This window comes from Agrobacterium sp. V1 (genome assembly GCF_030518355.1).
Classification (GTDB): Bacteria; Pseudomonadota; Alphaproteobacteria; order Rhizobiales; family Rhizobiaceae; genus Agrobacterium; species Agrobacterium cucumeris.
Genome location: NZ_JAULSF010000002.1, coordinates 1,132,514 through 1,158,645 on the forward strand (window position 1 = coordinate 1,132,514; position 26,132 = coordinate 1,158,645).

General features: G+C 60.9%; 21 protein-coding genes. 5 read left to right on the plus strand and 16 right to left on the minus strand.

Going from position 1 to position 26,132, the window contains the following annotated elements; all coding sequences use genetic code 11:
- Positions 1–75 precede the first annotated feature (75 nt).
- Positions 76–1,074: an ABC transporter substrate-binding protein gene (locus QSV77_RS19140; protein WP_065116807.1), complete on the minus strand. Its 999-nt coding sequence runs from the start codon at positions 1,072–1,074 to the stop codon at positions 76–78.
- A gap of 240 nt (positions 1,075–1,314) precedes the next feature.
- On the opposite strand from QSV77_RS19140, the gene QSV77_RS19145 reads away from it, so the two are divergent.
- Together QSV77_RS19145 and QSV77_RS19150 are read left to right on the plus strand one after the other, a co-directional pair.
- Entirely contained in the window at positions 1,315–2,061 is a 747-nt protein-coding gene (locus QSV77_RS19145; protein ID WP_046801265.1) for a response regulator transcription factor, read from the plus strand.
- Positions 2,058–4,175, plus strand: coding sequence for a PAS domain-containing sensor histidine kinase (locus QSV77_RS19150; protein WP_302734688.1), 2,118 nt, complete (start codon positions 2,058–2,060; stop codon positions 4,173–4,175). Before QSV77_RS19145 ends, QSV77_RS19150 begins: the two co-directional genes overlap by 4 nt.
- Positions 4,176–4,205: 30 nt before the next feature.
- On the opposite strand, the gene QSV77_RS19155 is transcribed toward QSV77_RS19150, so the two are convergent.
- From QSV77_RS19155 to QSV77_RS19215, 13 genes are all read right to left on the minus strand, one after another.
- Positions 4,206–4,820, minus strand: coding sequence for an ankyrin repeat domain-containing protein (locus QSV77_RS19155; RefSeq protein ID WP_302734689.1), 615 nt, complete (start codon positions 4,818–4,820; stop codon positions 4,206–4,208).
- A 122-nt stretch (positions 4,821–4,942) separates the two neighbouring features.
- Positions 4,943–6,754, minus strand: coding sequence for an ABC transporter ATP-binding protein (locus QSV77_RS19160; protein WP_302734690.1), 1,812 nt, complete (start codon positions 6,752–6,754; stop codon positions 4,943–4,945).
- A gap of 4 nt (positions 6,755–6,758) precedes the next feature.
- On the minus strand, positions 6,759–8,543 hold the full coding sequence (locus tag QSV77_RS19165) for a gamma-glutamyltransferase family protein (protein WP_302734691.1): 1,785 nt from the start codon (positions 8,541–8,543) through the stop codon (positions 6,759–6,761).
- A gap of 21 nt (positions 8,544–8,564) precedes the next feature.
- Positions 8,565–9,437, minus strand: coding sequence for an ABC transporter permease (locus QSV77_RS19170; protein WP_302734692.1), 873 nt, complete (start codon positions 9,435–9,437; stop codon positions 8,565–8,567).
- A gap of 10 nt (positions 9,438–9,447) precedes the next feature.
- On the minus strand, positions 9,448–10,395 hold the full coding sequence (locus QSV77_RS19175) for an ABC transporter permease (protein ID WP_006311351.1): 948 nt from the start codon (positions 10,393–10,395) through the stop codon (positions 9,448–9,450).
- A 68-nt stretch (positions 10,396–10,463) separates the two neighbouring features.
- Complete coding sequence (locus tag QSV77_RS19180; RefSeq protein WP_302734695.1) at positions 10,464–11,972, minus strand: ABC transporter substrate-binding protein; 1,509 nt, start codon at positions 11,970–11,972, stop codon at positions 10,464–10,466.
- 78 nt (positions 11,973–12,050) lie between these two features.
- The gene (locus tag QSV77_RS19185; protein ID WP_142842000.1) at positions 12,051–12,851 is read right to left on the minus strand and encodes a FadR/GntR family transcriptional regulator; all 801 of its coding nucleotides are present in this window, start codon (positions 12,849–12,851) and stop codon (positions 12,051–12,053) included.
- Between the two features lie 135 nt (positions 12,852–12,986).
- Positions 12,987–13,853 carry an aldose 1-epimerase gene (locus QSV77_RS19190; RefSeq protein ID WP_302734696.1) on the minus strand — a complete coding sequence of 289 codons (867 nt, stop codon included), beginning with the start codon at positions 13,851–13,853 and terminating at the stop codon, positions 12,987–12,989.
- Complete coding sequence (locus QSV77_RS19195; protein ID WP_142857958.1) at positions 13,840–15,027, minus strand: galactarate dehydratase; 1,188 nt, start codon at positions 15,025–15,027, stop codon at positions 13,840–13,842. Before QSV77_RS19195 ends, QSV77_RS19190 begins: the two co-directional genes overlap by 14 nt.
- A 44-nt stretch (positions 15,028–15,071) precedes the next feature.
- Positions 15,072–16,796, minus strand: coding sequence for an ABC transporter ATP-binding protein (locus QSV77_RS19200; RefSeq protein ID WP_269699989.1), 1,725 nt, complete (start codon positions 16,794–16,796; stop codon positions 15,072–15,074).
- An 8-nt stretch (positions 16,797–16,804) separates the two neighbouring features.
- On the minus strand, positions 16,805–17,929 hold the full coding sequence (locus QSV77_RS19205) for an ABC transporter permease (protein WP_302734697.1): 1,125 nt from the start codon (positions 17,927–17,929) through the stop codon (positions 16,805–16,807).
- 9 nt (positions 17,930–17,938) lie between these two features.
- Positions 17,939–18,925, minus strand: a complete 987-nt coding sequence (locus QSV77_RS19210; protein WP_142841996.1) for an ABC transporter permease — start codon at positions 18,923–18,925, stop codon at positions 17,939–17,941.
- Positions 18,926–19,047: 122 nt separating this feature from the next.
- Positions 19,048–20,997 carry an ABC transporter substrate-binding protein gene (locus tag QSV77_RS19215; RefSeq protein WP_302734698.1) on the minus strand — a complete coding sequence of 650 codons (1,950 nt, stop codon included), beginning with the start codon at positions 20,995–20,997 and terminating at the stop codon, positions 19,048–19,050.
- Positions 20,998–21,299: 302 nt separating this feature from the next.
- Between QSV77_RS19215 and QSV77_RS19220 the strand changes: the two genes are divergently transcribed.
- The 3 genes from QSV77_RS19220 to QSV77_RS19230 are packed head-to-tail and all read left to right on the plus strand — an operon-like array spanning position 21,300 to position 23,882.
- Positions 21,300–22,019, plus strand: coding sequence for a FadR/GntR family transcriptional regulator (locus QSV77_RS19220; protein WP_046801252.1), 720 nt, complete (start codon positions 21,300–21,302; stop codon positions 22,017–22,019).
- Between the two features lie 55 nt (positions 22,020–22,074).
- Positions 22,075–22,956 (plus strand): SMP-30/gluconolactonase/LRE family protein, encoded by an 882-nt coding sequence (locus tag QSV77_RS19225; protein ID WP_302734699.1) that lies wholly within the window; start codon positions 22,075–22,077, stop codon positions 22,954–22,956.
- 29 nt (positions 22,957–22,985) lie between these two features.
- Positions 22,986–23,882: a dihydrodipicolinate synthase family protein gene (locus QSV77_RS19230; protein ID WP_302734700.1), complete on the plus strand. Its 897-nt coding sequence runs from the start codon at positions 22,986–22,988 to the stop codon at positions 23,880–23,882.
- A 120-nt stretch (positions 23,883–24,002) separates the two neighbouring features.
- On the opposite strand, the gene QSV77_RS19235 is transcribed toward QSV77_RS19230, so the two are convergent.
- On the minus strand, positions 24,003–25,262 hold the full coding sequence (locus QSV77_RS19235; protein WP_302734702.1) for a Zn-dependent hydrolase: 1,260 nt from the start codon (positions 25,260–25,262) through the stop codon (positions 24,003–24,005).
- Positions 25,263–25,272: 10 nt separating this feature from the next.
- Complete coding sequence (locus QSV77_RS19240) at positions 25,273–26,118, minus strand: BtpA/SgcQ family protein (protein ID WP_269699984.1); 846 nt, start codon at positions 26,116–26,118, stop codon at positions 25,273–25,275.
- Positions 26,119–26,132: the final 14 nt, after the last annotated feature.

Sequence of the window (26,132 nt, forward strand, 5' to 3'; positions counted from 1 at the left end):
GCGCGGACATGGCGCTGCCGGTCGCGGCGCCCTGCGGCGCGCACGCTGTCTTTTGGGATGTCGGTTTTCTGACCCCTACTGGGTCTGGCTCGGGTGGATTTCGCTGTCGAAGCGGCTCAATAACCGACTTCGCTCTTCGGGCTGTCCGAAGGTGGCGAAGTCGTAATCCACCATCTTGATCATCGATATATCGGGTGCGGTCAGCGGCAGTGTCGCCCGGGCATTGGAAGGCACCTGGTTCTGGCCGGCCGCAGCCCCGGTCGCCTGCCCTTCCGGGCTCAGCGCAAATTCCACGAAATCCTGCGCAAGGGCCGTATTGCGGTTGCCCTTGACGATGCTGACCGCGCCGATCTCGTAACCGGTGCCTTCGCAGGGGGCGACGATGACCAGCGGAAATCCTTCGATCTTCTGGGTCACCGCGTCATGCATGAAGGAAATCCCGATCAGCACCTCGCCCCGCGCCGCCGCCTTGACGGGCGCTGCACCCACCTTGGTGTAACCCACGACATTCTGGTTCAGTTTCGTCATGAAACCGAAGGCCTCCTCCTCGCCAAACAGCTGGACCAGCGTGGCGAGCATGGTGAAGGCGGTGCCGGAATAGTTCGGATTGCCGGTCAGGATATGGCCGCGATAAATATCCTTGGCCAGATCCTTCCAGCAGGTGGGAGCCGGCAGATTGTTTCTGGCGAGCAGTTCAGAATTATAAGCGAAACCCAGCGCCCCTGCATAAATGCCGGCGGACCTTGATCCGGACATCGCATAAAAATTCTGCGCCCAGGGCAACAGATCCTGCGGGTGCCGCGGCTGATATTCGTCCAGCAGCCCTTCCGAGCCGGCCTGCAGATGGGTATCACCGGTGCCGCCCCACCAGACGTCGACTGTCGGGTGAGAGCGTTCAGCACGAATCTGGTCGAGAATTTCGCCTGTGCTCCTGCGAACCATCGAAATCTCAAGGCCGCTTTTTGCCTCGAAAGCCCGCTGCATGGCCACGCACCAGGCCTCGTCGACGCCGCACAGGACGTTCAACTTCGGCTCGGCCATGCCATGCCCTGCGCCGCACAGCCATAAAGCCATGCTCGCCGCAAGTGCGGTCAATCGTTTCACTTAAAGCCTCCCTGCCTGGAACCTCCCCGTTCCAGTCTCCACCAACAGCATGTCACATTCGGCCCGTACCGCAATCGAAGAATGGTTACCAATCTTTCACCGCACCGCCGAACAAGATTACAGATATTACAATTATGACAGGGGAGATAACCAGCGAGCCTTTGAAGATCGCCGCAGCCGAGCCTATGATGACGGCGGGAGGAAGATGCAGTGCTTAATCAGAAGGTTCGCATTCTGATCGTCGAGGACGATCCTGATATGGCCGAGCTTATCTCGGACCTCGTCGAGGCCGAGGGCTGGCTGCCCACCTGCGCCCGCTCCGCCGAGGAAGCGGACGAGATACTGGCGCGGGACAGGATGCAGCTGGTGCTCGTTGACCACAATCTGCCCGGCACATCCGGCCGCACCTTTGCCCAGCGGCTGCGCGGCAAGGTCGATAGTGATATCGGCATTGTCATGGTCACGGCCGCCGGCAGCGCCGCCGACCGGGTTCTCGGTCTGGAAACCGCCGCCGACGATTATGTCGTCAAACCCTTTGAACCCATCGAACTGACGGCGCGGATCAAGGCCGTGTTGCGCCGGACGATTCCCTCGCTGAAACAGGAGAAGGACAGCGAACGTGATCATGGCCGCACGGCCCTTCGCCTCGGTGACTGGGCGATCGATCTCGATGCCCGCCGGGCCGTCTGCCTCGCGGATCGCAGCCGCACGCTGACCAGTGCCGAATTCGCGCTGCTGGAAATTCTCGCCGAAACGCCCAACCAGCCCGTCAGCCGCTCGCAGATCCTCGACCGGCTGGGTTCGGAAAGCGACCGCTATATCGACCGCAATGTCGATGTGCTGGTGCTGCGGCTCAGGCGCAAGATCGAGATAAACCCCGATCTGCCGCGCCATATCAAGACCCGGCGCGGCAAGGGATATGTGCTCCATACCGATGAGGGCGAGCTTTCCCCGTGATCAGCCGTTCCTTCCTTTCCTCGATTGCCTTTCGCCTGCCTTTTGCGATCGTCTTTACCTGCGTCCTCGTCTTCAGCCTGTCAGCCATCGCCATCTATGGCCTGCAGCGCGCCCGCGATGAGATGGCAGCCTATGGTTTGCAGGCCTTTTCCAGTCTAGCAAAGGCATCGCTGGTCTCGCGGCAGGTCTCCGATCTCGTCTCCAGTGCACCTTTCCTGATGAATGCCGCCTCGCCCTATCGCGTTTCCAGCGAAAGCCGCTCCGTGGTCCAGCAGGTCGACCTGCTGCTTGAGATGACCGGGCCGGGCAGCGGCGAGCGGGCAGTGCGTGGCTTTGCGAGCGAACGCATCGTTGAACTGCTCCAGCTTATCCGGGCGCAGACGCTCGATCTTGCGAAGGATGCCGATGCCGCGCAGGCGCACAAGGCGGAAGCGGCGGCGGCACTGGGCGAAATCGCCACCGGTCAGGGCATCCTCGACCCGGAGCTGCGCCGGCGCATGAACGGTATCGTGCAGGCCGCCTCCGCATCCGACAGTCTTTTCCAGCTGGGCGAACTGCGCCGCCGTTATGTGGCAGAAACCACGGCCCGCCAGCAGGGTTACCCCGGCGAGCGCCTGCCCGTGGCCGAACTACAGCCCTATGAGCGGGTCTTTGCGGCCCAGAGCCGTTATCTCCTCGAAATGTTCGCCATCCGCGCCTCGGTCTCCCGCCTTCACACCGTATCGCGCGATCTTTCCCATGTCACGGAAACCCAGGGCGATGCGGTTGCCCGCAGCCTGAACGAAGACCTGATCTCCACCTCCGATGCGCTCAGTCGCCTGCTGGTCATCGTGGCCCTCGCCTCCCTTCTGGTTCTGGTGGTGGCGATCCTCTCCATCCGCTCGGTGATGCGGGTGTCACGCGGGATCGCGGCGCTCTCCAACGGCATGAATGCGCTTGCCAAAGGCGAAAAGGATGTCGGCCCACCCTCCTATAGCGGCTCGGAAACGGAGCTGATCCGCCTGCTCGACGCATTCCGCGCCTTTCATGACAGCGTCGACCGCGTCTCGCGCCTCAGGCGCACGGCGGAAGCGGCGGCCCGCACCATCCGCTCGACCTTCCGCAACATGAATGAGGGCATAGCGCTGTTTGATGCAACCGGCCGGCCGATCACCATGAACCGCCGCATCATCGAACTGGTTGGGCGCTCCGGCTCGTCGCGAAAACTGCCGATCCGCCGGTTTGTCGAGCCGGTCCCGGAAATCGATCCGATGCTGCTGCCCTTCGAGAGCGAAAAGGGCGAACTGATGGAGCGCGCCGTCGTGCGCCACCGCACCACGGACGAGCGGGTGATCGAAGTATCGATGTCGCGCCAGCCGGATGGCGGCATCGTGCTGCTTGCCCGCGATGTCACGGCACTAGATCGGCAGGAGGCGGAAGCCGTAAAGGCCCAGCGTCTGGACGGCATCATGCGCATGACCCACCAGGTCAGCCATGAGGTGGGCAACATGATCGGCATCATCACCGGCAGTCTTGGCCTGCTGGAGCGCGAGGCGGGCTTCAACGACCGCCAGAACCGCCACATCGCCCGCATCCGCAAGGCGGCGGATCGCGGCCGGTCTCTCGCCAGCAGCATGTTGACCATCGGCAGCCAGCAGCCGATCCATCCAAGCTCCATCAATGTCGCCAACCTGCTGCGCGGCATGGCCGATATTCTCGAGATCGCGGTCGGCCCCAAATGCCGGATCGCGCTCAACCTCGATGACGGTCTTCCCACAATCCCGCTCGACCCGGCACTTTTCGAGCAATCCATCCTCAATCTCTGCCTCAATGCGGCGGCAGCCATGCCTGATGGCGGTCTGATCTCGATCGTGGCGGCCTGCGAGAAGGATGCACTGGTGATATCGGTCACCGACGAAGGCATTGGCATGACGCCGGAGGCGGTGGACAAGGCGTTTGAGCCCTATTTCACCACCCGCGGCGACCATGGCGGCGCGGGCCTTGGCCTTGCCATGGTCTATGGCTTCGTGCGCCAGAGCGGCGGCGAGGCGCATATCAGTTCCAAGCCCGGTGAAGGGGCGAAGGTGCAGCTGACATTTCCGGCAGGCACCGGGCTGGCGCAAAGGTCGGCCTGAAGCGGCTTCCGCGCTCGGCCAGGCGGCCGGTCAATCCTTCGCGCCGGCGGCCTCCAGCAGCGCAACGATTTCCGTCAGCCCTCTTTCGTGGGCATGGGCAAGCGCGGTCCTTCCGTCAAAATCCTTCACCGCAACGTCAGCGCCACCGGCAAGAAGCGACCGGACGATCCGCTGCGATACCGCCCCGCCATCTCTCAGGATTGTGACTTCAAGCAGGGCCGTCCAGCCGAGCCGGTTGACGTGATCGACATCCACACCGGCTGCAAGCAGCATATCGACAGCTTCCGGATGTCCCTTTTCTGCGGCTGGAATGAGGGCAGTACCGCCAAAGCGGTTGGTACTTTCAAGATTTGCACCCTTTTTCAGAATCATCCGCAGAATTTCGGTTCTGCCCTGTGCACCCGCCACCAGAAACGGGCTGTCCTCGATATTGTCGCGGGCATCGACATCGGCACCGGCATCGAGAAGCAGGCGCGCCGCCGCTACGTCGTTCTGCCATACCGCCACCAGCAGACGCGTCTGGCCCTGCGCGTTCCGCTCTTCGGTGGCGCCACTGCTTTTCAGCAGTTGTTCAAGCCGCACGTGATCCTTCGCCGTTACCGCTTCCAGAACGGCAGCCTGAGCATTTGCGCCAAGGGTCATCATCAGCACTCCACATAAAACCAGTCGTCGCATCACCACCTCGAAAGAATGCCGGCACCGGTGGTGCGGGCAGCACCATTATTCCAGACGACCCGCATTCGCTTCAAGACCCGCTTTTTGCCGCCTCAGGCCATCTGCACGAAATGGCCGGGTGAAACGGTCGCGTAAGTCCGCTCCGGCGTTTCATAACCCATTGCCCGTATGGGGCTTTTCAGCTCGTCATTGGAAACGCTGCGTCTTATACCGCGCCGCGCCGGATCGGGCACCGGCACCGCCGCCATCAGCTTTTTCGTATAGGCATGTTGCGGATTGTCGAAGACCGCCGCCCGCGGGCCGATTTCGACGATCTCGCCGAGATACATCACCGCCACACGGTGACTGACGCGTTCCACCACCGCCATGTCATGGCTGATGAACAGGAAGGCGAGGTTTAGGCTCTGCTGCAGGTCGAGCAACAGGTTGCAGACCTGCGCCTTGATCGAGACATCGAGCGCCGAGACGCTTTCATCAGCCACGATCACCTTGGGATCAAGCGCAAGCGCCCGGGCAATGGCGATGCGCTGGCGCTGGCCGCCGGAAAACTCATGCGGGTAGCGGCCGGCCATATCGGCCGACAGGCCGACCTTTTCCAGGAGATCGGCGGTTTTTTCCTTCGCCTGTTTCGTGGTGCCCAGCCTGTGCTTGATGAACGGTTCGGAAATCGCCGTGCCCACCGTCATGCGCGGATTGAGCGACGAGAACGGGTCCTGAAAGATCATCTGGACGGATTTGCGCATGTTGCGCAGGCCGGTGGTATCAAGCCGCATCACATCGTAGCCATCGAGCGATACATCGCCGGACGACGGCTCCACGAGGCGCATGATCGAGCGACCCGTGGTGGATTTTCCGCAGCCGGATTCACCGACCAGCGCCAGCGTCTCGCCCTGGAACAGATCGAAGGAGACGTTTTCGACGGCATGAACCGCACCCGTCTGCCGCGCCAGCAGTCCGGAGCGGATGGGGAAACGCGTGACAAGGTTTTTGACCGACAGGACCGGCGTCTGACCGCTCGCCACGGTCTCGGCCACCTCCTGAGGCTCGGTTGAAAGACCGGTTTTCATGTCGAGCACCGGAAAACGCGTCGGCCATTGCCGGTCACGCATCGAGCCGAGCTTCGGCACCGCCGAAAGCAGCGCCCGCGTATAGGGGTGCTTGCCGCGTTTGAATATCTCCTCGGTCGGTCCGGTCTCGACCTCGTCGCCGCGATACATGACGATCGTCCGGTCGGCGATTTCGGCCACCACACCCATGTCGTGGGTGATGAAGAGAACCGACATGCCCTCCTCTTCCTGCAGCAGCTTGATGAGATCGAGGATCTGCCCCTGAATGGTGACGTCGAGCGCCGTCGTCGGCTCATCGGCGATCAGCAGCTTCGGCCGCGAGGCGAGCGCCATGGCAATCATCACCCGCTGGCGCATGCCACCGGAAAACTGGTGCGGATATTCGTCGAAACGACTGGCCGCATTGGGAATACGCACCTTTTCCAGAAGCCGCACCGTCTCCGCCCGCGCCTCCTGTTTCGAAAGCCCCTTGTGCCTGATGAGGACTTCGGAAATCTGGCGGCCGATGGTGAAGATCGGATTGAGCGAGGTCATCGGCTCCTGAAAGATCATCGAAATATCGTTGCCGCGCACGCCGCGCATCTCTTTTTCGGAAAGCGCCAGCAGATTGCGCCCATTGAGCAGCACTTCGCCTTCGATCCGGCTGGAGGAAGGCGCAAGCAGACGCATGAGCGACAGCGAAGTGACGGACTTGCCGGAACCGGATTCGCCGACGATTGCAACGGTTTCACCGGGCGCAACATCGAAGGAGACGTTGCGCACGACGCTTTTCCATTCGTCATCAACGAGAAAGGACGTGGTCAGGTTACGGACGGAGAGGACGGGTTTTGTTTCCATGGTCTCACCGCCCCACCGCATAGGCCTGCATCAGCCGCGGTGTCGCGGCCGCCCGCAGCAGGCCGTCCGCATCCCGCCTTGCTGCGGTCAGTCGCCCGACCGACCAGGCATCGGCAACCGTGACCCGGTGGCCGCGACGGCGAAGCTCATCGAGCGTCGCCTCACCCGCTGTGCTTTCCACCATGATTTCACCCGGTGAGCTGGTGCGCGGATAAAACGAGCCCGGAAAATGCGAGGTGTGGAACAAAGGCATGTCGATGGCCGCCTGCAGGTTCTTGCCGTGATGCGCGTAACGCAGGAAGAAAGGCAGCTGCCACTGATCCTGCTGATCGCCCCCCGGCGTGCCGAAGACCATCGAGGGCCGGCCCTGATGCAGCGCAAGCGACGGCGTCAGCGTGGTGCGCGGGCGTTTGCCCGGCGCGAGCGAGGTCGGCAGACCTTCCTTCAGCCAGAACATCTGGGCGCGGGAATTGAGTGCGAAACCGAGGCCCGGCACGACCGGCGACGATTGCAGCCAGCCACCCGACGGCGTGGTGGACACCATGTTGCCCCAGCGGTCGATGACGTCGATATGCACCGTGTCACCGCGCTTCTCCGTCAGGTGCGACATGGTCGGCTCGTAGACGGTGCCCTTGCCGCTCATCTCGGCCAGCATCGCCATGGTGGCGTCCACCTGATTTTCGTATCCGGGCACGGTGCCGGGGCGCAGCTCCAGCGAGGCCTCGCGGCCGATCAGCGCCCGGCGTCCGGAATTATACCCCTCGGAGAGAAGATATTCCGTTGGTATCTGACCAAATTCCGGGTCGCCGTAATAGACCTCACGGTCGGCAAAGGCGAGCTTCATGGCCTCAACGATGGTGTGGATGAAATCAGGCCCGGACGGGTCCATCGCGGCAATGTCGAAGCCCTTCAGCAGCGCAAGCGATTGCAGCAGAACCGGACCCTGTCCCCAGGCGGGCGTCTTCGCAATCGTCCAGTCGTGATAATCAAGCGTCTGCGGCGCTTCGACGGTCGCGCTCCACCCGGCCATATCCTGCGCCGTCAGCACGCCCTTGTGCCGTGCGCCGCTGGCATCCATGACTTCCGCCGTCTTTACGTAACTGTCGATAGCTTCCGCAACGAAACCCCGGTAGAAGGCATCGCGCGCCGCCTCGATCTGGTTTTCGCGGCCGGTGCGCGCTTCGGCTTCGGTGATAATCCGCTGATAGGTCGCAGCCAGAACCGGATTACGGAAATTGGCGTGAGGCTCGGGAGCCGCGCCGCCCGGCAGCCATGTCTCATGGGATGTCGGCCATTCCTTCTCGAAGAAATCGGCCAGCCCCTTGATGGTGGCGGAGACACGCGGCAGCGTTGGATGCCCCTGCTCGGCATAATAGATGGCGGGTTCCAGCACGTCGCGCACGCTCATCGTGCCATAATCGCGCAGCATCAGCATCCAGCCGTCGAAGGCACCGGGGATGACGGTGGCCAGCAGCCCGTCGCCGGGGATCAGTTTCAGCCCTTCCGAAGTGTAATGTTCGATCGTCGCACCGCTCGGGGCCGGACCCTGTGCGCAGATGACTTCGACCTTGTCCTTCTGCTTTGAATAAAACACGGCCGGCATATCCCCGCCCGGACCGCAGAGATGCGGCTCGACGATCTGCAGCACGAAACCGGTGGCGACGGCGGCGTCGAAAGCATTGCCGCCCTTTTCGAGAATGGCCATGCCGACGGCCGAGGCGATCCAGTGCGTTGAGGTGACGACGCCGAAGGTGCCAAGGATTTCAGGGCGTGTTGTGAATTCAGTCATTCCGATATTCCTTGTAAAAAATCATGCTTCGCGCGGATCGAGCGCGTCACGCAGGCCATCACCCAGAAGGTTGAAACCGATGACGACGAGGAAGATGGCGATGCCGGGCCACATCGTCATCCACGGCGCCTGGCTGAGGAAATTCTTCGCGGTGTTCAGCATCGAACCCCAGGAGGGCGCCGGTGCCTGCTGGCCAAGCCCGAGGAAGGAAAGGCTCGCCTCTGCGATGATGGCGGTCGCCACCGTCAGCGTCGCCTGCACGATGATGGGGGCAAAGACATTCGGCAGGATGTAGCGGGTCATGATGTCGATGTGGTTGAGGCCGATGGACCTCGCGCCTTCGACATAATCCTCCATCTTGACCGCCAGCACCTGCCCGCGCGTCAGCCGCACGAAAACCGGCATGGCGGAAAGGCCGATGGCGATCATCGCATTGGTGAGGCTCGGGCCGAGGAAGGCGGCGAGCGCGATCGCCATGATCAGGAAGGGCATCGCGAGGAGCGCTTCGGTGATACGGGAGATGACCATGTCCACCCAGCCGCCGAAATAGCCCGAAATCAGGCCGAAGGGCACGCCGATGACCACCGCGATCATCACCGAGACGACACCTGCCATCAGCGAGGCGCGGGCGCCATAGATCATGCGCGAGAGAATGTCGCGGCCAAGATCGTCGGTGCCGAGCCAGTGGGCCGCCGATGGCGCCTTGCGGATGGCCGACCAGCTGGTCGCAACCGGGTCGGCAATCGGCAGGATCGGTGCGGCTATGGCAAGCACGGCGAAGAACAGCACAATGGTCATGCCAACAAGCGCCGATTTGTTGCGCTTCATTTTTTTCCAGGCGCGGCTTTCCTGTCGTGTCGCCGGTACGGATAGGTTTTGATCGAGAACGGTCATGATATCAGCCTCAGATGGTCGCCCTGAGGCGGGGGTTGAGCAGGACATAGGCAATGTCGGCCAGAAGGTTCATGAGAATGAAACCGACGGCGGTGCAGAGCACGATGCCCTGCACGACGGCATAATCGCGGGTGAACACCGCATCGACCGTCATCTTGCCGAAGCCGGGAATGGTGAAAATCTGCTCCGTCAGGACCGCGCCGGCCAGCAACTCGCCGAAGAGCAGCGCCAGCAGCGTGATGACCGGCAGCAGCGCGTTGCGGAAACTGTGCGACAGAATGATCTCACGCGGCGAAAGCCCCTTGGCCCGGGCGGTGCGGATATAATCGGAACTCAAGACCGCCACCATCGCCGAACGTGTATGACGCATCAGCGTTGCCGCAAGCGCGTTGCCCAGCACGAAGGCCGGCATGATCATGGTTTCGATGGAACGGACAGGGTCGACGAAGATCGATTCATAACCGGACGCCGGCAGCCAGCCGAGCTTCACCGACACCAGCAGGATCAGCATGATGCCGAGCCAGAAATTCGGGATGGACAGGCCGGAAAGCGCCACGATATTGGCCGTGTAGTCGATCCACGTATTCTTCTTGACGGCAGCGAGAATGCCGATGGGAATGCCGATGACCATGGCAAAGAACATCGCCATGACAGCCAGCTGAATGGTGACCGGCAGCTTCTGGCCGATCAGTTCCAGCACCGGCTGGTTGGTGCGCAGCGAAATGCCGAAATCACCCGTCACCACGCCGCCCAGCCAGTTGAGATATTGCAGTGGAACGGGGTCATTGAGGCGATATTTTTCCCGCAGGAATTCAATCGTCGCCGGGTCGCGCTCCTCGCCAGCCATGGCAAGAACCGGATCGCCCGGCAGGAGTTTCTGCAGCGAGAAAACGAAGATCGAAATGATGAGAAGCGTCGGGATCGCGACCAGCAGTCGCTTGCCGATATAAACAGGCATGGCATTGCCCCCCGTTTGAGTCAGGTGCTGGGGGCCGCACGGCAAGCCGTGCGACCTGTTCAAAGCTGTCAGTCCTTGGAAACGCCGAGAAGGCGGATCATGCCATCGGGCGACGGCGCCCAGCCCTTGACCTTGTTGGAAATGGCATAGGCATAGGGCTGGTGGCCAAGATAGATGATCGGCATGTCATCGTTGAGGATGACGCTTGCGGCATCATATTTTTCCTTGCGCACCGCATCTTCGGTCGAGGCGCGGGCCTCGTTCAGCAGCTTGTCGACTTCAGGATTGCAATATTTCACATCGTTGATGCCGCCCTTGCAGGTGACGAATTGGTGCAGGTTGCCATCGGGATCAATGCGCCCCGACCAGTCGGAACGGCTGAGCTGGTAATTGCCGGCGGTCTGTTCGGACAGCAGCGTCGCAAATTCCGTCGCCTTCAGGGTGACGTTGAAACCGGCCTCCGCCACCATGGACTGGATGACCTGCATCATCTGCGTCTGTGTGGTGTTGTTGGCGTGCTGCAGCTCGACGTCGAGCTTCTCGTAACCCGCCTCCTTCATCAACTGCTTGGCCTTGTCGATATCGCGCGGTGGTACCGGCAGATTCTGGTTGAACCATGGGCTCGTCGGCGGGAACGCCTGGTTGCCACCCTTGGAGGTGCCTTCAAAAACGATCTGGCCGATCGCCTCGCGGTCGATGGCATAGGAAAACGCCTGCCGCAGGCGCTTGTCCTTGCCGAGCGGATTATCCGCACGCGCGCCATTGTTCATGTTGACATACATGGCCATGTAACCCGGCCCGATTATATCGGCATAGGTCAGCTTGGAATCGTTCCTGACGGATTCCGCATCGGACGCCGAAATGCGTTCGGCAATATCGAGGTCGCCGGCGCGAAGGTTTGCAAGCTTCACGGTTGTATCGGGGATCGGCAGATAGACGACCTTGTCGACGAGGACCTTGTCCTTGTCCCAATAGTCAGCGAATTTCTCGAGCACGATACGGTCCTGCTGGATACGCTCGACAAATTTGAACGGCCCGGCACAAACCGGTTTCGAACCAAAATTCGCGCCCAGTTCCTTGGCCGCCTTCGGTTCAACGATCATGCCGGCGCGGTCGGAAAGCTGTGCCAGCAGGGTAACGTCGGGCGTCTTCAGCGTGAATTTCACCTCCAGCGGTCCCGTCGCCTCAACCTTCTCGACGGAGGACAACTCGCTTTTGCGGCGCGATTCCGGCAGCGTCATGTTGCGCTCGATGGTCGCGACCACGGCAGCCGCATCAAGCGTCTCGCCATTGTGGAACTTGACACCATCGCGGATTTTCATGGTCAGCACCTTGCCGCCTTCGGACCAGGCCCATTCGGTGGCAAGCTGGGGCACGATCTTCATGTCCTGCGAGATATCCACCAGCTTGTCGCACATGGCGGTGTAGACGATGCGGCCAACGAAGGTGCGCGATTGCGCAGGGTCGAGCACATCGGCATCGTCATTGAGGCCGATGCGCAATTCGGACGATAGCGCCGGTGCGGCGAGCAATGCGCTGGCGAGCAGCGCCGCAGTCAGTGTCTGGATCTTTTTCATGTTCGTTCCTCTGGTCTGGTTATTTTGACTTTTTGTCATTGGCCGCCCCTTGCGGGACGACAGTTTTCATCCGTGGCCTCAGGAGGCCTCAGTCAGCGAATTATCGGCCTCGGCCGCATTGCCCTCCCCGGTGTTTTCCTCCAGAAAGCCGAGCGAGGTGGCGCGGATCAGCCTTTCCTGATGCATGAGAAGATGCTGGCGCATGGCTTCACCGGCGCGCGCCGGATCACGGTCGGCAATGGCTTCGACAATGGCCATATGCTGTTCGAAAGACGCCCTGCCATTCGTGCCGCTGCGCCGGGCAAGCTCGCGGATCGACTGCCATGCATCGTCCTGGCGAATGCGGTTGACGACATCGAAGATCGACAGGAAAAGCTTGTTGCCGGCGCTCTGGGCGATCTGGCGATGGAGCGAGCCATCCCATAATTCCTTGGCGTCGGCATCCGTGCTCTGGCCGGTCTTTTGAACAAGCGCGCGCATGCGCTCCACCTCGGCCGGTTTGGCGCGCATGGCCGCAAGCTGCGCCAGCTGCGGTTCTATGCGCAGGCGCACTTCCATGATTTCCATGAAATCCGTTCCAGCGACCAGTTCCGTGACCTGGGCGGACCAATCATCCGGTTTTTCACCCACAAAGGTTCCGGCCCCCTGCCGCCGCCAGATCAGGCCTTCGGCTTCCAGAACCTCCAGCGCCCGACGGATAGAACGGCGGCCGACGCTAAAAGTCTCCGCAAAGGCCCGTTCCGTCGGCAGACGCCCGTCCCTCGCGAGATGATTCGCCTGAATATAGTCACGCAACCGCGCCAAGGCGTAGTTGGAATTGTCGTTAGGGCCTGCTGCCACGCCGCACCATTTGTCTGAACCAATCTGATATTGGTTCATTTGGTGAGAAATTCTTGCCGACGTCAAGCGCATTTTTGAGCGACGATTTTTCACGCTCAAAATATGGGCATGTGGCGTTTTTTTGAGAGTGAAGTGCGACGCAGGCGCATGACGTTCTCACCTGCCCTGTGTTCCTTAAGGCCCGATGGAAAGCCGGATGCGTCCCGACAGGCGCTCTCCGGGCGGGATGATCCTGACGCCAGACGCTTCTTGCTGCGTCTCCGGCAGGCCAAGCGCTCCGGCGGCCATGGAAACGGGCTCGAGGCAAAGATAGCGGTCCATGCGGTGAACGGCGAGATGGCCAAAAACCGGATCGGCCTCGATCCGCAGCGAAAACCTGTCAAATTGCACATGCGCATTTGACCAGTCGGTATAATGCAACGTGTATCCCGTTGCAGCGGGAATGGCGGCGTTGTGGCGAGGGACTGCCGGCTGGCCGGTCGGCACGTTCTGCGGGTCCAGCGGATATTGCAGTCTGGCATCCGTGCGCGCGTCGCAACCAAGTCCGGCGGCCAGATAGGGATGCCATCCGAGCGCCATCGGCGCGGGCACGTCCGCGAGATTGGTGATCGACAGATCCACGGTGAGGCCGGTGTTTTCAAGCAGAAAGGACTGTTCGGCACGGAAGGAAAAGGGCCATTCCCCGTCAGCCTCATAGTCAAGTAACAGCCGTGCCCGATCCGAATCCAGGTCGGAAATCTCCCATGCGCGCCGGTGAGCAGGTCCATGCATGGCATCCGGCGCAAGGGCCGGATGTGGCAGGAGGTCATGGCGAACGCCGGCATGAACGAATGAGCCGCCATAAAGCCGGTTGTGATAAGGAAACAGCGGGTATGCGCCGGCGCGCGGCCAGTTGAGCGGCTCGAAACCCTCCTCGCTTGTCGGCACCAGAATATCGCCGTGGTCTGCATGGTGCAGATGGGTCATCCTGCCGCCCCATGCGGGGCGCAGGCGGGCCGAAAACGGCCCGCAGCTTATTGCAACCGTTTCAGGCAAAGGCATAGGATCCGTCAGGCCGTTTCGGCACCCGTCTTTGCCAGTGAACATAACCATCTTCCTGCATGGCTTTTTCATCCATCTCGACACCCCAGCCGGGGCGATCCGGCCTCAGTTCCAGATATCCATCCTTCGGCAGATAGGGGTCGACGACATAACGGGTTTCATCCTCGCGTTTTTCCAGATCGGTGCCGCCATAGACGTAGCATTGCCCTTTCGGCAGCCGGTATTCGAGAATACGGAAATTCTGCTGGGCAGCGGAAAAATGCACATTGACGGCGGTGGCGAGCGGCCCCATCGGGTTATGCGGCGCGATGCTGACAAAATGGGCTTCCGCAAGCGTGGCGATGCGGCGCATCTCAGAAATGCCGCCAACGACGCAGATATCAGGCTGGATGATATCCGCACCCTTTACCTGAAGAAGACGCAGGAACTCATTGCGATTATACAGACTTTCCCCTGTTGCCAGCGTGCAGTTCAGCCCCTGCTTCAGGTCTCCCCACATCTCGATGTTTTCCGGACGCAACGGCTCCTCGAAGAACAGCGGATCGTAAGGGGCAAGCGCGTTGCCGAGCTGGCGGGCGGCCGCAGGCTCGAAAATCTTGGCATGGGCATCGAAGGCAATGTCGTAGTCGGGCCGCACGGTTTCACGCAGCGAGCGGAAATATTCGGCAGAACTGCGCACCACCTCGCCCCAGCGATGGGCGTGGATATCGAGGCGCCACGGGCTGAGCTTGAAGGCCGTGAAGCCCCAGTCTTCATTCAGACGATCGAACTCTTCCTTTGCAGCCGGAGCGTCCGGAGCCGTGTAGACCCCGGCATAGACCTTGATACGGTCGCGCACTTCGCCGCCCAGCAGCTTGTAGACCGGCACCCCCGCCGCCTTGGCGGCAAGGTCCCAGAGGCAATGGTCCAGCGCCGAGATGGCCGAGAGACCGAGCGCGCCGGGCGGAAAACGGTTTTGCTGCAGAAGGAGATTGTAGAGATATTCAACCCGCGTCGGGTCCTGCCCGGCAAGGAAACCATAGAGATAATCCAGCAACGGCGGCAGGGCGAGATCGGGGCCGTGATTGTAACACTCACCCCAGCCGGTCAGACCGTCATCGGTATCGAGAGCGACGACAACGCGGGGACGGTCCTTGTCGCGGGTGACGAATACCCGCATGCGATCGATTTTCATGCTTTAGTCTTCCTCGTGAATTGCAGGATGCAACGGCCGCGACGTTATCGGGCCGCAACCCCGTTCTTGATCTCGGATGGCTCGACATAACGGAACCTTCGGGTGCGATCCCGGTCGCGCGGGTCGGGGCGCGGAATGGCGGAAAGAAGCGCCTGCGTGTAGGGGTGATCCGGCGCGTTGCAGACCTTTTCCGCCTCTCCCACTTCCACCAGCTTGCCGCGATACATCACCCCGACGCGGTCGCACATGTATCTGATGACGCCGATATCGTGGCTGATGAAGATGTACGCAAGCCCCAGTTCGTCCTGCAGCCGCATGAGCAGATCCAGCACCTGGAACCGCACCGAAACATCCAGCGCCGATGTCGCCTCATCCGCCACGATGATGCGCGGCTTCAGCGTGATGGCACGGGCGATGCCGATGCGCTGGCGCTGGCCGCCGGAAAAGGCGTGCGGGTAACGCTCACGCCCGGTCGGGTCGAGACCCACCTGCTCCATCAGGGCGCAGACGCGTTCATCCAGTTCCCTGCCCCTGGCAATGCCGTTGACCAGCAACGGCTCGCCGATCACCTGCGCCACCGTCATGCGCGGATTGAGTGAGCCGAACGGGTCCTGGAAGACCATGCGCAATTCGCGCCGTGCGGCTTTCAGCTCGGCACCTTCGATTTTGGCCAAATCGACCACCGTGCCATCCGCCCGGCGATAGCGCATTTCGCCGCCGGTCGGATCGTAAAGGCGCATGATCGAGCGGCCCATCGTGGTCTTGCCGGAACCGCTTTCGCCGACGATGCCGAGCGTCTCGCCGGGCAACAGCTTGATCGAGACGCCATCCAGCGCCTTCATCTCGCCGAAATGCATGGAGAGGTCGTTGACCTCCAGGATGGGCGCTGCGGCAAGATCGAGCGGCGGGCGGGCAAGCCGGATTTCCGCTTTCTGCTCCAGTTTCAGCACCGAGCCGATCAACATGCGGGTATAGGGATCCTGCGGGCTGTGGAATATCTGCTCGACAGTGCCATATTCCTTGGCGACACCGTGATGCATGACCAGCACGTCATCGGCAATCTGCGCCACCACACCCATGTCGTGGGTGATGAACAGCACCGCCATGCCATGCGCCTTTTGCAGCCGCGATATCAGGTCGAGGATTTCGGCCTGTGTCGTCACGTCAAGCGCCGTCGTCGGTTCGTCGGCGATCAGAAGCTGCGGCTTGCAGGCCAGCGCCATGGCAATCATGGCGCGCTGGCGCATGCCGCCGGAATACTGGAAGGCATAACGATCCAGCGCCTTTTCAGGATTGGGGATTTCCACCTGCCGCAGCAGCTCGATGGCCTCGGCCCGCGCCTGCGCCTTGCTCATCTTCAGATGCAGCCGCAGCACCTCGGTGATCTGGTCACCCACGGTGTGCACGGGTGAAAGCGACGACATCGGCTCCTGAAAGATCATCGCAATATCTGCGCCGCGTACCGAGCGGATCGCCCGGCTGCGCGGATCGAGCTTTGCGAGGTCGAGAGACGTGCCATCGGCGCGGTTGAGGATGATCGACCCGGATGCAATGGAGCCGGGGCTGTCGATGATCTGCAGGATCGAGCGGGCGGTGACGGACTTGCCCGAACCGCTTTCGCCGACGACACACAGCGTCTTGCCGCGGTCGATGGAAAAAGACAGATCGTTGACCGCCCGGAATACCCCGTTTCTGACCGGAAACTCGGTGACCAGATTACGGACTTCAAGCAGCGGCTTTGCTGGCTTCATGGAGAGAATATCGCTCATCCGGGGCCTCACTTGTTATAGGGGTCGGCTGCGTCGCGCAGACCGTCACCGAGCAGATTGAGCGCCATGACGGCAACGACAACAGCGACGCCGGGCAGGAACAGCCAGGGTGCGGTTGCGATCGAGCGGATATTCTGCGCCTCGCGAAGCAAAACGCCCCAGGAAATCGTCGGCGGCTGAAGGCCGAGGCCAAGGAAGGACAGCGAGGTTTCCGCAAGGATCATCGCTGGAACCGCAAGCGTGACCGAGGCGATGATATGGCTCGAAAAACTCGGCAGCATGTGGCGGAAGATGATGCGCCCTTCCGGCACGCCATCCAGCCGGGCCGCAGCCACGAACTCTTCGGTTCTGAGCGACAGGAAACGGCCGCGCACGACGCGGGCAAGCTGCGCCCAGCCGGTCAAGGACAGGATGATGGTGATCATCATGTATTGCAGCGTCGCCGGCCAACCCTGCGGCAGGGCGGCGGCCATCGCCAGCCAGATGGGAATGGTGGGCAGAGACAAAACGAAATCGATCACGCGCTGCATGACGAAATCGATGCGGCCGCCATAATAACCGGAGATGCCGCCGAGAACGACACCAAGCAATAGCGAGAAGAACACACCGACAAGACCGATCGACAGCGAAATCTGCGACCCCTGCACGACCCGGCTGAAGACATCACGGCCGAGACGATCCGCGCCGAAAAGAAACAGCGGCCGCGTCTTGTCGGTGGAAGCAAGCAGGTGGATATCCGTGGTGAACAGGCCGAACACGGAATATTCGTAACCACGGCCGAAAAGCTGGACCGGGATTTTCGTCGCCGTATCTTCGACGAACACCGCCGCCAGTGTCTCGGGATTGCGGGTCAGCTTCAGCGGATAATAATGCAGCCCGAGCGAGAAACCGTCGGTCGTATCGATGAAGTGGACGCGCTGCGGCGGATGGAAGGTGGCGCGGGCATTCTGCAGCACCGGATCGTTGATGGCGAAGAAGCCCGGCACCAGCGCGACGATATACATGGCGATGGTGATGAACAGGGCGGCCATGGCCAGCTTGTGGCGTTTGAAGGCCCACCAGATGAGCTGCCACTGCGAAGCGACGGCGGCGCGGTCCTGCCGGGCATTGGTGGTCATGGTGATATCGCTCATGGCGCCCTCCTATTCGAGACGGATGCGCGGATCGACCAGCGCAAGCAGGATGTCGCTGATAAGCGAACCGATCAGCGTCAGCGCGCAGATCAACAGCACGAAAGCGCCGGCGAGATACATGTCCTGCGCCATCAATGACTGCAGAAGCAGCGGTGCGGCCGTCGGCAGATTGAGCACGATGGCGACCACCACGGAGCCCGAAATGAGATTGGGCAGCAGCCATGCGATGGTGGAAATGAACGGGTTGAGCGCAATTCTGAGCGGGTATTTCGTCAGCAGCTTGAACTCGGACAATCCCTTCGCCCGCGCCGTGGTCACATAGGGCTTGGGCAATTCGTCCAGCATGTTGGCGCGCATGACGCGGATGAGACTTGCGGTGGAAGACACGGCAAGGATGGCGACCGGCAGCCAGATATGGGCCATCAGGTCGATCATCTTGGCAATGCTCCAGGACGCCGTTTCATATTCTGCCGAAAACAGCCCGCCGACATCAGCCCCGAACTCCACCGCCGCCACATACATCAGCACCAGCGCCAGCAGGAACGACGGTATGGACAGGCCGAAAAAGGAAAAGGCGGTGAAGAGATAGTCGCCGATCGAATATTTGCGCACGGCGGAGAAAACGCCGATCGGAAGGGCGATGGCCCAGGTGGCGAGAAGGCTGGCGACGGCGAGAACCAGCGTCAGCGCCATGCGCTCCCAGATGAGGCCGGAAACCGGCTGCTGCCATTCGAACGAAATGCCGAAATCACCGCGGCTGATGATGCCCCATATCCATTTCAGATATTGCACGATCATCGGGTCATCGAGACCGAAGCGTTCACGCAGCTGCGCCGCCGTATTGTGGTCGATGACCTCGTTGGAGGCGGCCAGGGTGGCGATATAGGTCGTCACATAATCGCCGGGTGGCAGCTGGATCAGGACAAAGGCAAGGAAACTGACGGCAAACAGGGACGGTATCATCCACAGCAGGCGTTTTACGATAAAAAGCAGCATGTCGTTCTCGCAATCACATTGGACCGCACCCGCCGCCTTCCAACCAGGGAGACGGATTGTGGGCGGTGGAAACAACCTGAGAGGCGTCGCCGCGATGAGGCAGCGACGCCCATATGGTGGTGTCAGCTTGTGAAGGTGAACTGTTGTGGCAGCGCCGGCCCGGGATTGGGCCACGACCAGCTGTCGGGTTCCGTCTCGGGCACGTTGCGCAGATTATTGCGAATGATGCCGAAACCACCGACAGCAAGGCAGAGGCCGATCGTCTCGAACTCTTCCGCCGCGATATCGAAGATTTCCTTCATCTTCTCACCGCGCTTGGCAAGGTCGGCCGTGGAGCGCGCCTCATCGAACAGCTTGAAGCGTTTTTTCTGGCTTTCCGGCGGCTCCTCGCCCTTCTGGCCGTTGGACGTATACCAGAGCGCCCATGGAATGGCGTAACGCGATCCCTGCGGGTGGAAAGCGAAGAAATCGCGCGGGTCAAGCATTGGATCGAGACCACCCGGGCCAGGCCAGACCGCCGCATCATGGGCGTTGTCATCGCCGCGCGTGTAATAGAGAGCGCGTTCGATGGTATTGACCTTGATATCGACGCCGATCTGCGCCCACTGCGCCTTCACCAGTTCCAGCGCATCGACCAGATCGGGATAAAGCGTCGGGATGACATCGATGGAGAAGAAGATCGGCTGGCCGTCGGGACGAAGCCGCATGCCATTGCCGTTTTTCTTGTCGTAGCCGGCCTTGTCGAGAAGTTCATTCGCCTTGGCGGCATCATATTCGGTGTACTGGCGCCCCAGCTTTTCATTGTACCAGGGGTGGGTCGGGCGTGGCCCGGCCTGATATCCCTCGCTCTGGCCGAAATAGACGATGTCGATGATTTCCTGCCGGTTGAGCGCAATGGACAGCGCCTGGCGGAAGGACTTGTCGGCAAACATCTTGCGCATTGCCGGGTCTTTATGGGTGATGTTCAGGTAAATCTGGCACTGCTGCGAGGCAGAAGGCACCAGCGTTAACAGACGGTAATCGCCTTTTTTCATGTTTTGCGAGAGCGTCGGCTTGTTGGCGAGAACGCTGATATGGCGTTCCTGAATGTCGATCTTGCCGGAAATGACGTTCAGCATCAGCGATTCGACATCCTGCGAGATGCCGAAGTTGACTTCGTCGATGTAAGGAAGCTGGTTGCCTTCGGTATCGACCTGCCAGAAATAAGGGTTACGGGTCATGACCACGCGGGTCGCGCCGCCGGAATAGGGTTCCTTCACCACCCATGGATCAAGCGTCGGCTTGTCGACATTCGACCAGCGCGACGGGATTTCGATATCACCGCATTTGGCGCGGAACAATTCCGTCCAGCTGGATACGCCGGCCGCCTTCACATCGGCATCCAGCGAGGGGTTGTATTTCGGCAGGAACTTGCTGCAATAATGCTTGGCAAACAATGTCGGATGCTGGCCGAGCGGTGTGGCGAGGTTCTCGAGATAGAGGGCATTCGGCGCCGCGAATTTGAACCTTACCGTGAAATCATCGACCTTTTCGACGTCGACGGCCTCACCCGCAACGGAAAGCTGGGCCGGGGTGGCGCTGTAAAGCTCCTTGTTCTTGATGCAGTCCTCGATGGCGAACACCACGTCATCTGCGGTGAATGGGTGGCCGTCCGACCATTTCGCGCCCTGCAACAGATGGAAGGTGAACTGCGAGGCGTCGTCATTGACCTCCCATTTCTCGGCAAGGTTCGGCAGAACTTCGGTGAAGTCCATGTTCCAGCGCACCAGCCCCTGGTTGCCGACCATGCGCAGAATGCCGTTATGGTCCGACGAACCGCGCAGGCCGCGGCGCAATGTACCGCCATAGGTGCCGATCTTTTCATGCGGCGTCACCACCATCGGATTTTTCGGCAGGCGCTCGGCCAAGGGCGGCAGTTTGCCGTCTTTTACCAAGGCAGCCAGTTCCGGCGCTTCCTTGCCGGTGGCGGCCCGCGCCGAAGTCCCGATGACGGAAAGGGCGGCGACGCCGCCAAGCCCCGCCATAAAGGTCCGGCGCGTCACGCCAAGCGAAAATTTATCCCCATCGCGCATCGATTATCCTCCCAAAAAATCACCGGCAGCAAAACAGCCTTCACTGTGTCGCAGCGGCCCTCCCGGCCAGCCAGCACGCCGATCCTCCACCGGCAGGGGCAGACCATATGGGCGTTTTCAGATGATTACAAGTATTGACAGCTTTTTACATATTTTTTATTCGTAGAGCGATTTTCGAAGACAGGTTTGACGATAAAGATCGGAACGGCAGCGCTCCACGCTGATAAAACCCCGGTATTTCTGTTGCGAATGACATACAGGAAACCGTTCAACTTCAGCGATTTGCAACGAAAGGTGTGCTGATGGACAATACGACCACATCGTCGGCCGCACGCGGCGAGACCCGGCTCAGCGACATCGTCTACGAAAAGATCGTCGGCATGATTTCGGACGGGCGGTTTCCCATAAACGAGCGGCTTCCGTCTGAACAAAGCCTGGCGTCGCTGTTCGGGGCTTCCCGGCCGGTGGTGCGCGCGGCGCTGGAGAGGCTGCGCAATGACGAGCTTATCGTTTCGCAAAAAGGCTCCGGCTCCTATGTGCGCCAGCAACCCGACTCTTCGGTGTTGCAGCAGGTGCCGGTCGGGTCACTCGCCGACGTGCAGCGCTTCTTCGAGTTCCGGGCCGGCCTTGAGGCCTCGGGAGCCGAACTTGCGGCGCGCAACTGGCAGGCGGCCGACAAGACGCGGATCGAGCAGGCCATCGCAGCGCTGGAACAATGTCTCGAGCGCAACGATCTTGGCGCAGAGGAAGATTTCGCCCTGCACGAAGCCATTGCCAGGGCAAGCCATAACCAGTTCCACATCACCGTACGCATCTGGTTCAAACCGCATTTCGCCATCGGCCAGTCGGTGACACGCAGTCTCAGCCTCAAACGTACGCCGCAGCATGTGCGCGAAGTGCAGAACGAGCACACCGCCATCGTCGAAGCGATTTTTGCGCGCCACGAGCAGGCGGCGCATGACGCGATGAAAGACCACATCCTTAAAGCCCGCGCCCGCATGTTTCAGGGCGTCGGTGGCTAGACCGATCCCGCAATCTTAAGAGAACGAGGCCTGAAAGGGCGATGGAGAATAATCAGTGAGCCAGCCGCGCATCATAGAACCGAAACTCCGTCCCCTCGTCGATACGCCTTTGAAGGTTGGCGAATCGCCCGCATGGGACGAGCGGACGGGCAATCTGTGGTTCGTCGATATTCTTGCCCCGGCGATTTTCCGCCTGCATCCGGACGGAAAGCTGGACAGGTTCAACATGCCCGCCCAGGTGGGCTGTCTTGGTCTGTGTGACAATGGCCTCGTTGTGGCGGGCCTCAAGATGGGGGTGCATCTGCTCGACCCCGCAAGCGGCAGGCTCGACCTTCTATGCGACCCCGACGAAGGACGACCCGACAGCCGCCTCAATGACGGCAAGGTTGGCCCGGACGGGCATTTCTGGGTGGGAACCCGCGACGAGGCCGCCGTGCCTACAGGCAATGCACGCCTCTATCGGGTGGCACCTGACGGCGGCATCGAGCGTATCATCGACGGCAATATGTTCACATCAAACGGCCTCGCCTGGAGCCCGGATGGAAAGCGGATGTATCATTCCGACAGCAGCGGGCTCATGTATCAGGCGTTCGATTTCGATGTCGCAACCGGCAGGCTCGGCCCGGCCGAACGCCTTCACGATTTTGCGCCCGACGAAGGCAGGCCGGATGGCGCGGCGACCGATAGCGACGGCTGCTACTGGAGCGCCGGCGTTCAGGGCGGACGGCTCAACCGATTTACGCCTGAAGGCGAATTGTTCGAGATCTACAAGCTGCCCTTCAAGGGGCCGACCATGCCGTGTTTCGGCGGTCCGGACCTCAAGACGATCTATCTCACCAGTCTGGTAACCGAAACCGACGGTGTCTCCACGGCCGGCACCGTCGTTGCGTTCGATGCGCCTGTCGCCGGCACGCCCGTTCACACATTCTCCATCTGAGACGCCCTTTTACCTTGAGGAACAAATTGATGACGACATTCGATTTTCGCCAGGCCCTGCAGGGTATCTCCGGCGTTCCCGTGACGGCTTATGATGCAGGCGGCGAAGTGGACGCCGGTGTCACCGCCGAGGTTTACGCCCGCGTGGCAAAGGCAGGCATCCACAACATCGTCGCGGCGGGCAATACCGGCGAGTTCTACGCCCTGACGCCGGCTGAAATTCTACGGGTTTGTGAGGCCGCGATAAAAGGCGTAAACGGGAAGGCCCCGGTAACGGCGGCGATCGGACGCTCGCAGCGCGAAGCGCTGTCCATGGCGCGGCAGGCAAAGGACATGGGGGCTTCCGCCGTCATGTCGCATCAGCCGGTCGACCCGTTTGCAGCCCCGCAATCGCAGATCGACTATTTTCTCGGCCTCGCTGAGGGCAGCGAATTGCCGCTAGTGGCCTATGTCAGGGCCGACGGTTTTTCGGTCGATGACATGGTAAGGCTTTCCAGCCACCAGAATGTCGCCGGCATCAAATTCGCAACGACGGATATCATGCTTCTGTCGCGCGCGATCGCCGCCTCCAATCCGAACGGCGCACTATATGTCTGCGGATTGGCTGAAAGCTGGGCGCCCGCCTTTTGCGCCGCCGGTGCACGCGGCTTCACATCCGGTCTGGTGAACGTTGCGCCGCAATTCTCATTGCAGGTCCTCGACGCACTGACATCAGGGGATTTTGACGCGGCGCGCAAGATCGTCGAAAAGATCGAGTTGTTCGAACGGTTGCGGACACGTTATCGCAATGGCGCAAATGTGACGGTGGTGAAAGAAGCGATGGAAATCCTCGGCCTCGCTGTCGGTCCCGTTCGCGCACCCGGACTTGCACGTCTCGACAAGGAAGATCGCGCAACGCTGGAAGGATTGCTTGCCAGCTGGCGCTGACGGACGCACCGCCCGCGGGCCGTATGTCTCCGTGTTCGAGTCTGACCTGATGGGCCAGCTTGTGACCGGCAACTCGCCGGTTGCCGGTTACGTTTCCATCAAACGAGTGGCAGTCGGGCCTCACCCCTCGACTGTCGCCAGCGATGGCAATTGAAGGAGCGCGGCCAAAAGCATGTTGCAGCCGGCAATACTATGCTCGGGTTCAACATGTTCCGCCTCGTTGTGACTGAGGCCATCGCGGCACGGAACGAAAATCATCGCCGATGGCGCGACCCGGTTCATGAACAGCGCATCGTGAAAAGCACCCGACAACATCCGTCGCGTCGCAAAACCGCGCTCGAGCGCAGCACGGTCGAGGGCCGATAGAATGCCTTCCTCAAAATTTGCGGGCGGCATGTCGAATATCTGACGGATTGTCGCTTCGCAGCCCTGCGCCAATGCAGCATCCCCAACAACCGCACGGATTTTCTCCTCCATGTCGTCAAGCCTTTCGGAAGACGGGTGTCGGAGATCCACGGTGAAGGTGGCGGTTTGCGGAATGGCGTTGACGGCGCCGGGCTGCAACGCAATTCGACCGACCGTGAAACGAGCGTCAGGGTCTGACGGCATGATAGCGGGAAAAAGGGATCCAAGCGCATTCACCGCGGCATGAAACGGATCGCGTCGGTACATGAGTGCCGTCGTCCCTGCGTGAGCGGTCTGTCCGGTCAACGTCACTTCCAGCCAGCGTGTACCCTGTATCCCCGTGACGATGCCGATCGGCAGTCCCTCTTTTTCGAGAGACGGTCCCTGCTCGATATGGACTTCAAGAAAAGCAAAGACCGGAAACCCGAGGCCACGCATGGTTGCTTCGGGCAGGCTTTGCAGGGTTGCGGCAAGCTCACCTGCAAATTCGGCGCCATCATCCGTTGCCGGCAGGCTTGACCAGTTCGTTGGTATTGTCCCGCTCGCAAAGGCCGTCGACCCCATGCAGCCGGGCGCAAAGCGGCAGCCTTCTTCATTGGTAAAAGCTACGACCTCAACGGGACGCTCCGTCTCAACGCCGAAATCTTCAAGGGTCTCAAGAACCTCAAAAGCTGAAAGCGTTCCAAGCGCGCCATCAAATCGGCCACCCGACGATTGACTGTCGAGATGGCTGCCGATCACCAGCGGTGAAAGACTGTCGTCCCGCCCATTTCTGCGAATGAAAAGATTGGCGATGGGATCCTGAAACACGGAAAATCCGCGCTCCAGGGCAAGTTGCGTCAACAGCCGTCGTGCCTCGCGATCAAGCCGTGTAAGGGCCTGCCGATTCACGCCTCCCCTGTCGGTGGCACCGATTGCTGCGAAACGATCCAGGTTTGCCAGAAGTCTTTCACCGTTGATCGCAAACTGTCCCATCTTCATCTCCTCATCGGGCATCAAGGGCGGGCCGGGCAGCCGCCACGAAAGAACGCACGCGCGACAGCTCCACGGGGTTCCACCACACCCCACCTTCCTTGAGCGATGAGGCGACAATCACGCCGTTGGTACGTTTGAGGATTTCGACGATATTGCCCTCATTAACACCCGATCCGACCAGCAGCGGCAGATGCGTCGCCGCACCGATTTCCTCTATTTCCTCAAGGGATGCGCTGTTGCCGGTGCGCTGGCCCGTCGCAATGACACCATCGGCATCGAAGAAGGCGAGATCGCGCGTCAGCTCATCAATGCTGCGATCCGCCGTGATGGCATGGGCGCCGTGCTTGACATGGCTGTCTGCAAAAACCTTGATATGCTCCGCCCTCAGCAGCGAACGGTAGCGCATCGCCTCGGCCGCTCGCCCCTCCATGAAACCTTCATTGGCCACATAGGCATTTGCCCATTGGTTGACGCGGATGAACTTTGCCCCGCCCGCCATGGCGATCGCGAAGGCCGGGATGGGCGCATTGGCCAGCACGTTGATGCCAACCGGCACGCCGGCGGCGCGAACGATACGGTCCGTCACCACGCTCATGAAGGCTGACGTTTCCGGTCCGATATCGTCCGGCTTGGAAAATGGCACGTCTCCGTGGTTTTCGATGACCAGACCATGCATGCCGCCCTCGACAAGGCGTTCCGCATCGCGCATGCACGTATCGTAGATGGCATCCATGCTCGCGTTCCGATAACGCGGCGCTCCCGGAAAGGCCGGGCAGTGGACCATGCCGATCAATGCCTTGCTTCGGCCGAAAATTTCTTGAATGGCATTGGCTGTGTTGTCGGATATGGTCTGCATTTAAATCCCTTTCG

Coding starts and splice junctions, on each gene's coding strand:
- QSV77_RS19210 (WP_142841996.1), bottom strand. CDS start 18,925: ATGCTGCTTTTTATCGTAAAACGCCTGCTGTGGATGATACCGTCCCTG.
- QSV77_RS19175 (WP_006311351.1), bottom strand. CDS start 10,395: ATGCCTGTTTATATCGGCAAGCGACTGCTGGTCGCGATCCCGACGCTT.
- QSV77_RS19230 (WP_302734700.1), top strand. CDS start 22,986: ATGACGACATTCGATTTTCGCCAGGCCCTGCAGGGTATCTCCGGCGTT.
- QSV77_RS19190 (WP_302734696.1), bottom strand. CDS start 13,853: ATGCCTTTGCCTGAAACGGTTGCAATAAGCTGCGGGCCGTTTTCGGCC.
- QSV77_RS19240 (WP_269699984.1), bottom strand. CDS start 26,118: ATGCAGACCATATCCGACAACACAGCCAATGCCATTCAAGAAATTTTC.
- QSV77_RS19170 (WP_302734692.1), bottom strand. CDS start 9,437: ATGACCGTTCTCGATCAAAACCTATCCGTACCGGCGACACGACAGGAA.
- QSV77_RS19165 (WP_302734691.1), bottom strand. CDS start 8,543: ATGACTGAATTCACAACACGCCCTGAAATCCTTGGCACCTTCGGCGTC.
- QSV77_RS19195 (WP_142857958.1), bottom strand. CDS start 15,027: ATGAAAATCGATCGCATGCGGGTATTCGTCACCCGCGACAAGGACCGT.
- QSV77_RS19180 (WP_302734695.1), bottom strand. CDS start 11,972: ATGAAAAAGATCCAGACACTGACTGCGGCGCTGCTCGCCAGCGCATTG.
- QSV77_RS19235 (WP_302734702.1), bottom strand. CDS start 25,262: ATGGGACAGTTTGCGATCAACGGTGAAAGACTTCTGGCAAACCTGGAT.
- QSV77_RS19205 (WP_302734697.1), bottom strand. CDS start 17,929: ATGAGCGATATCACCATGACCACCAATGCCCGGCAGGACCGCGCCGCC.
- QSV77_RS19155 (WP_302734689.1), bottom strand. CDS start 4,820: ATGATGACCCTTGGCGCAAATGCTCAGGCTGCCGTTCTGGAAGCGGTA.
- QSV77_RS19185 (WP_142842000.1), bottom strand. CDS start 12,851: ATGAACCAATATCAGATTGGTTCAGACAAATGGTGCGGCGTGGCAGCA.
- QSV77_RS19140 (WP_065116807.1), bottom strand. CDS start 1,074: ATGGCTTTATGGCTGTGCGGCGCAGGGCATGGCATGGCCGAGCCGAAG.
- QSV77_RS19215 (WP_302734698.1), bottom strand. CDS start 20,997: ATGCGCGATGGGGATAAATTTTCGCTTGGCGTGACGCGCCGGACCTTT.
- QSV77_RS19200 (WP_269699989.1), bottom strand. CDS start 16,796: ATGAGCGATATTCTCTCCATGAAGCCAGCAAAGCCGCTGCTTGAAGTC.
- QSV77_RS19220 (WP_046801252.1), top strand. CDS start 21,300: ATGGACAATACGACCACATCGTCGGCCGCACGCGGCGAGACCCGGCTC.
- QSV77_RS19160 (WP_302734690.1), bottom strand. CDS start 6,754: ATGGAAACAAAACCCGTCCTCTCCGTCCGTAACCTGACCACGTCCTTT.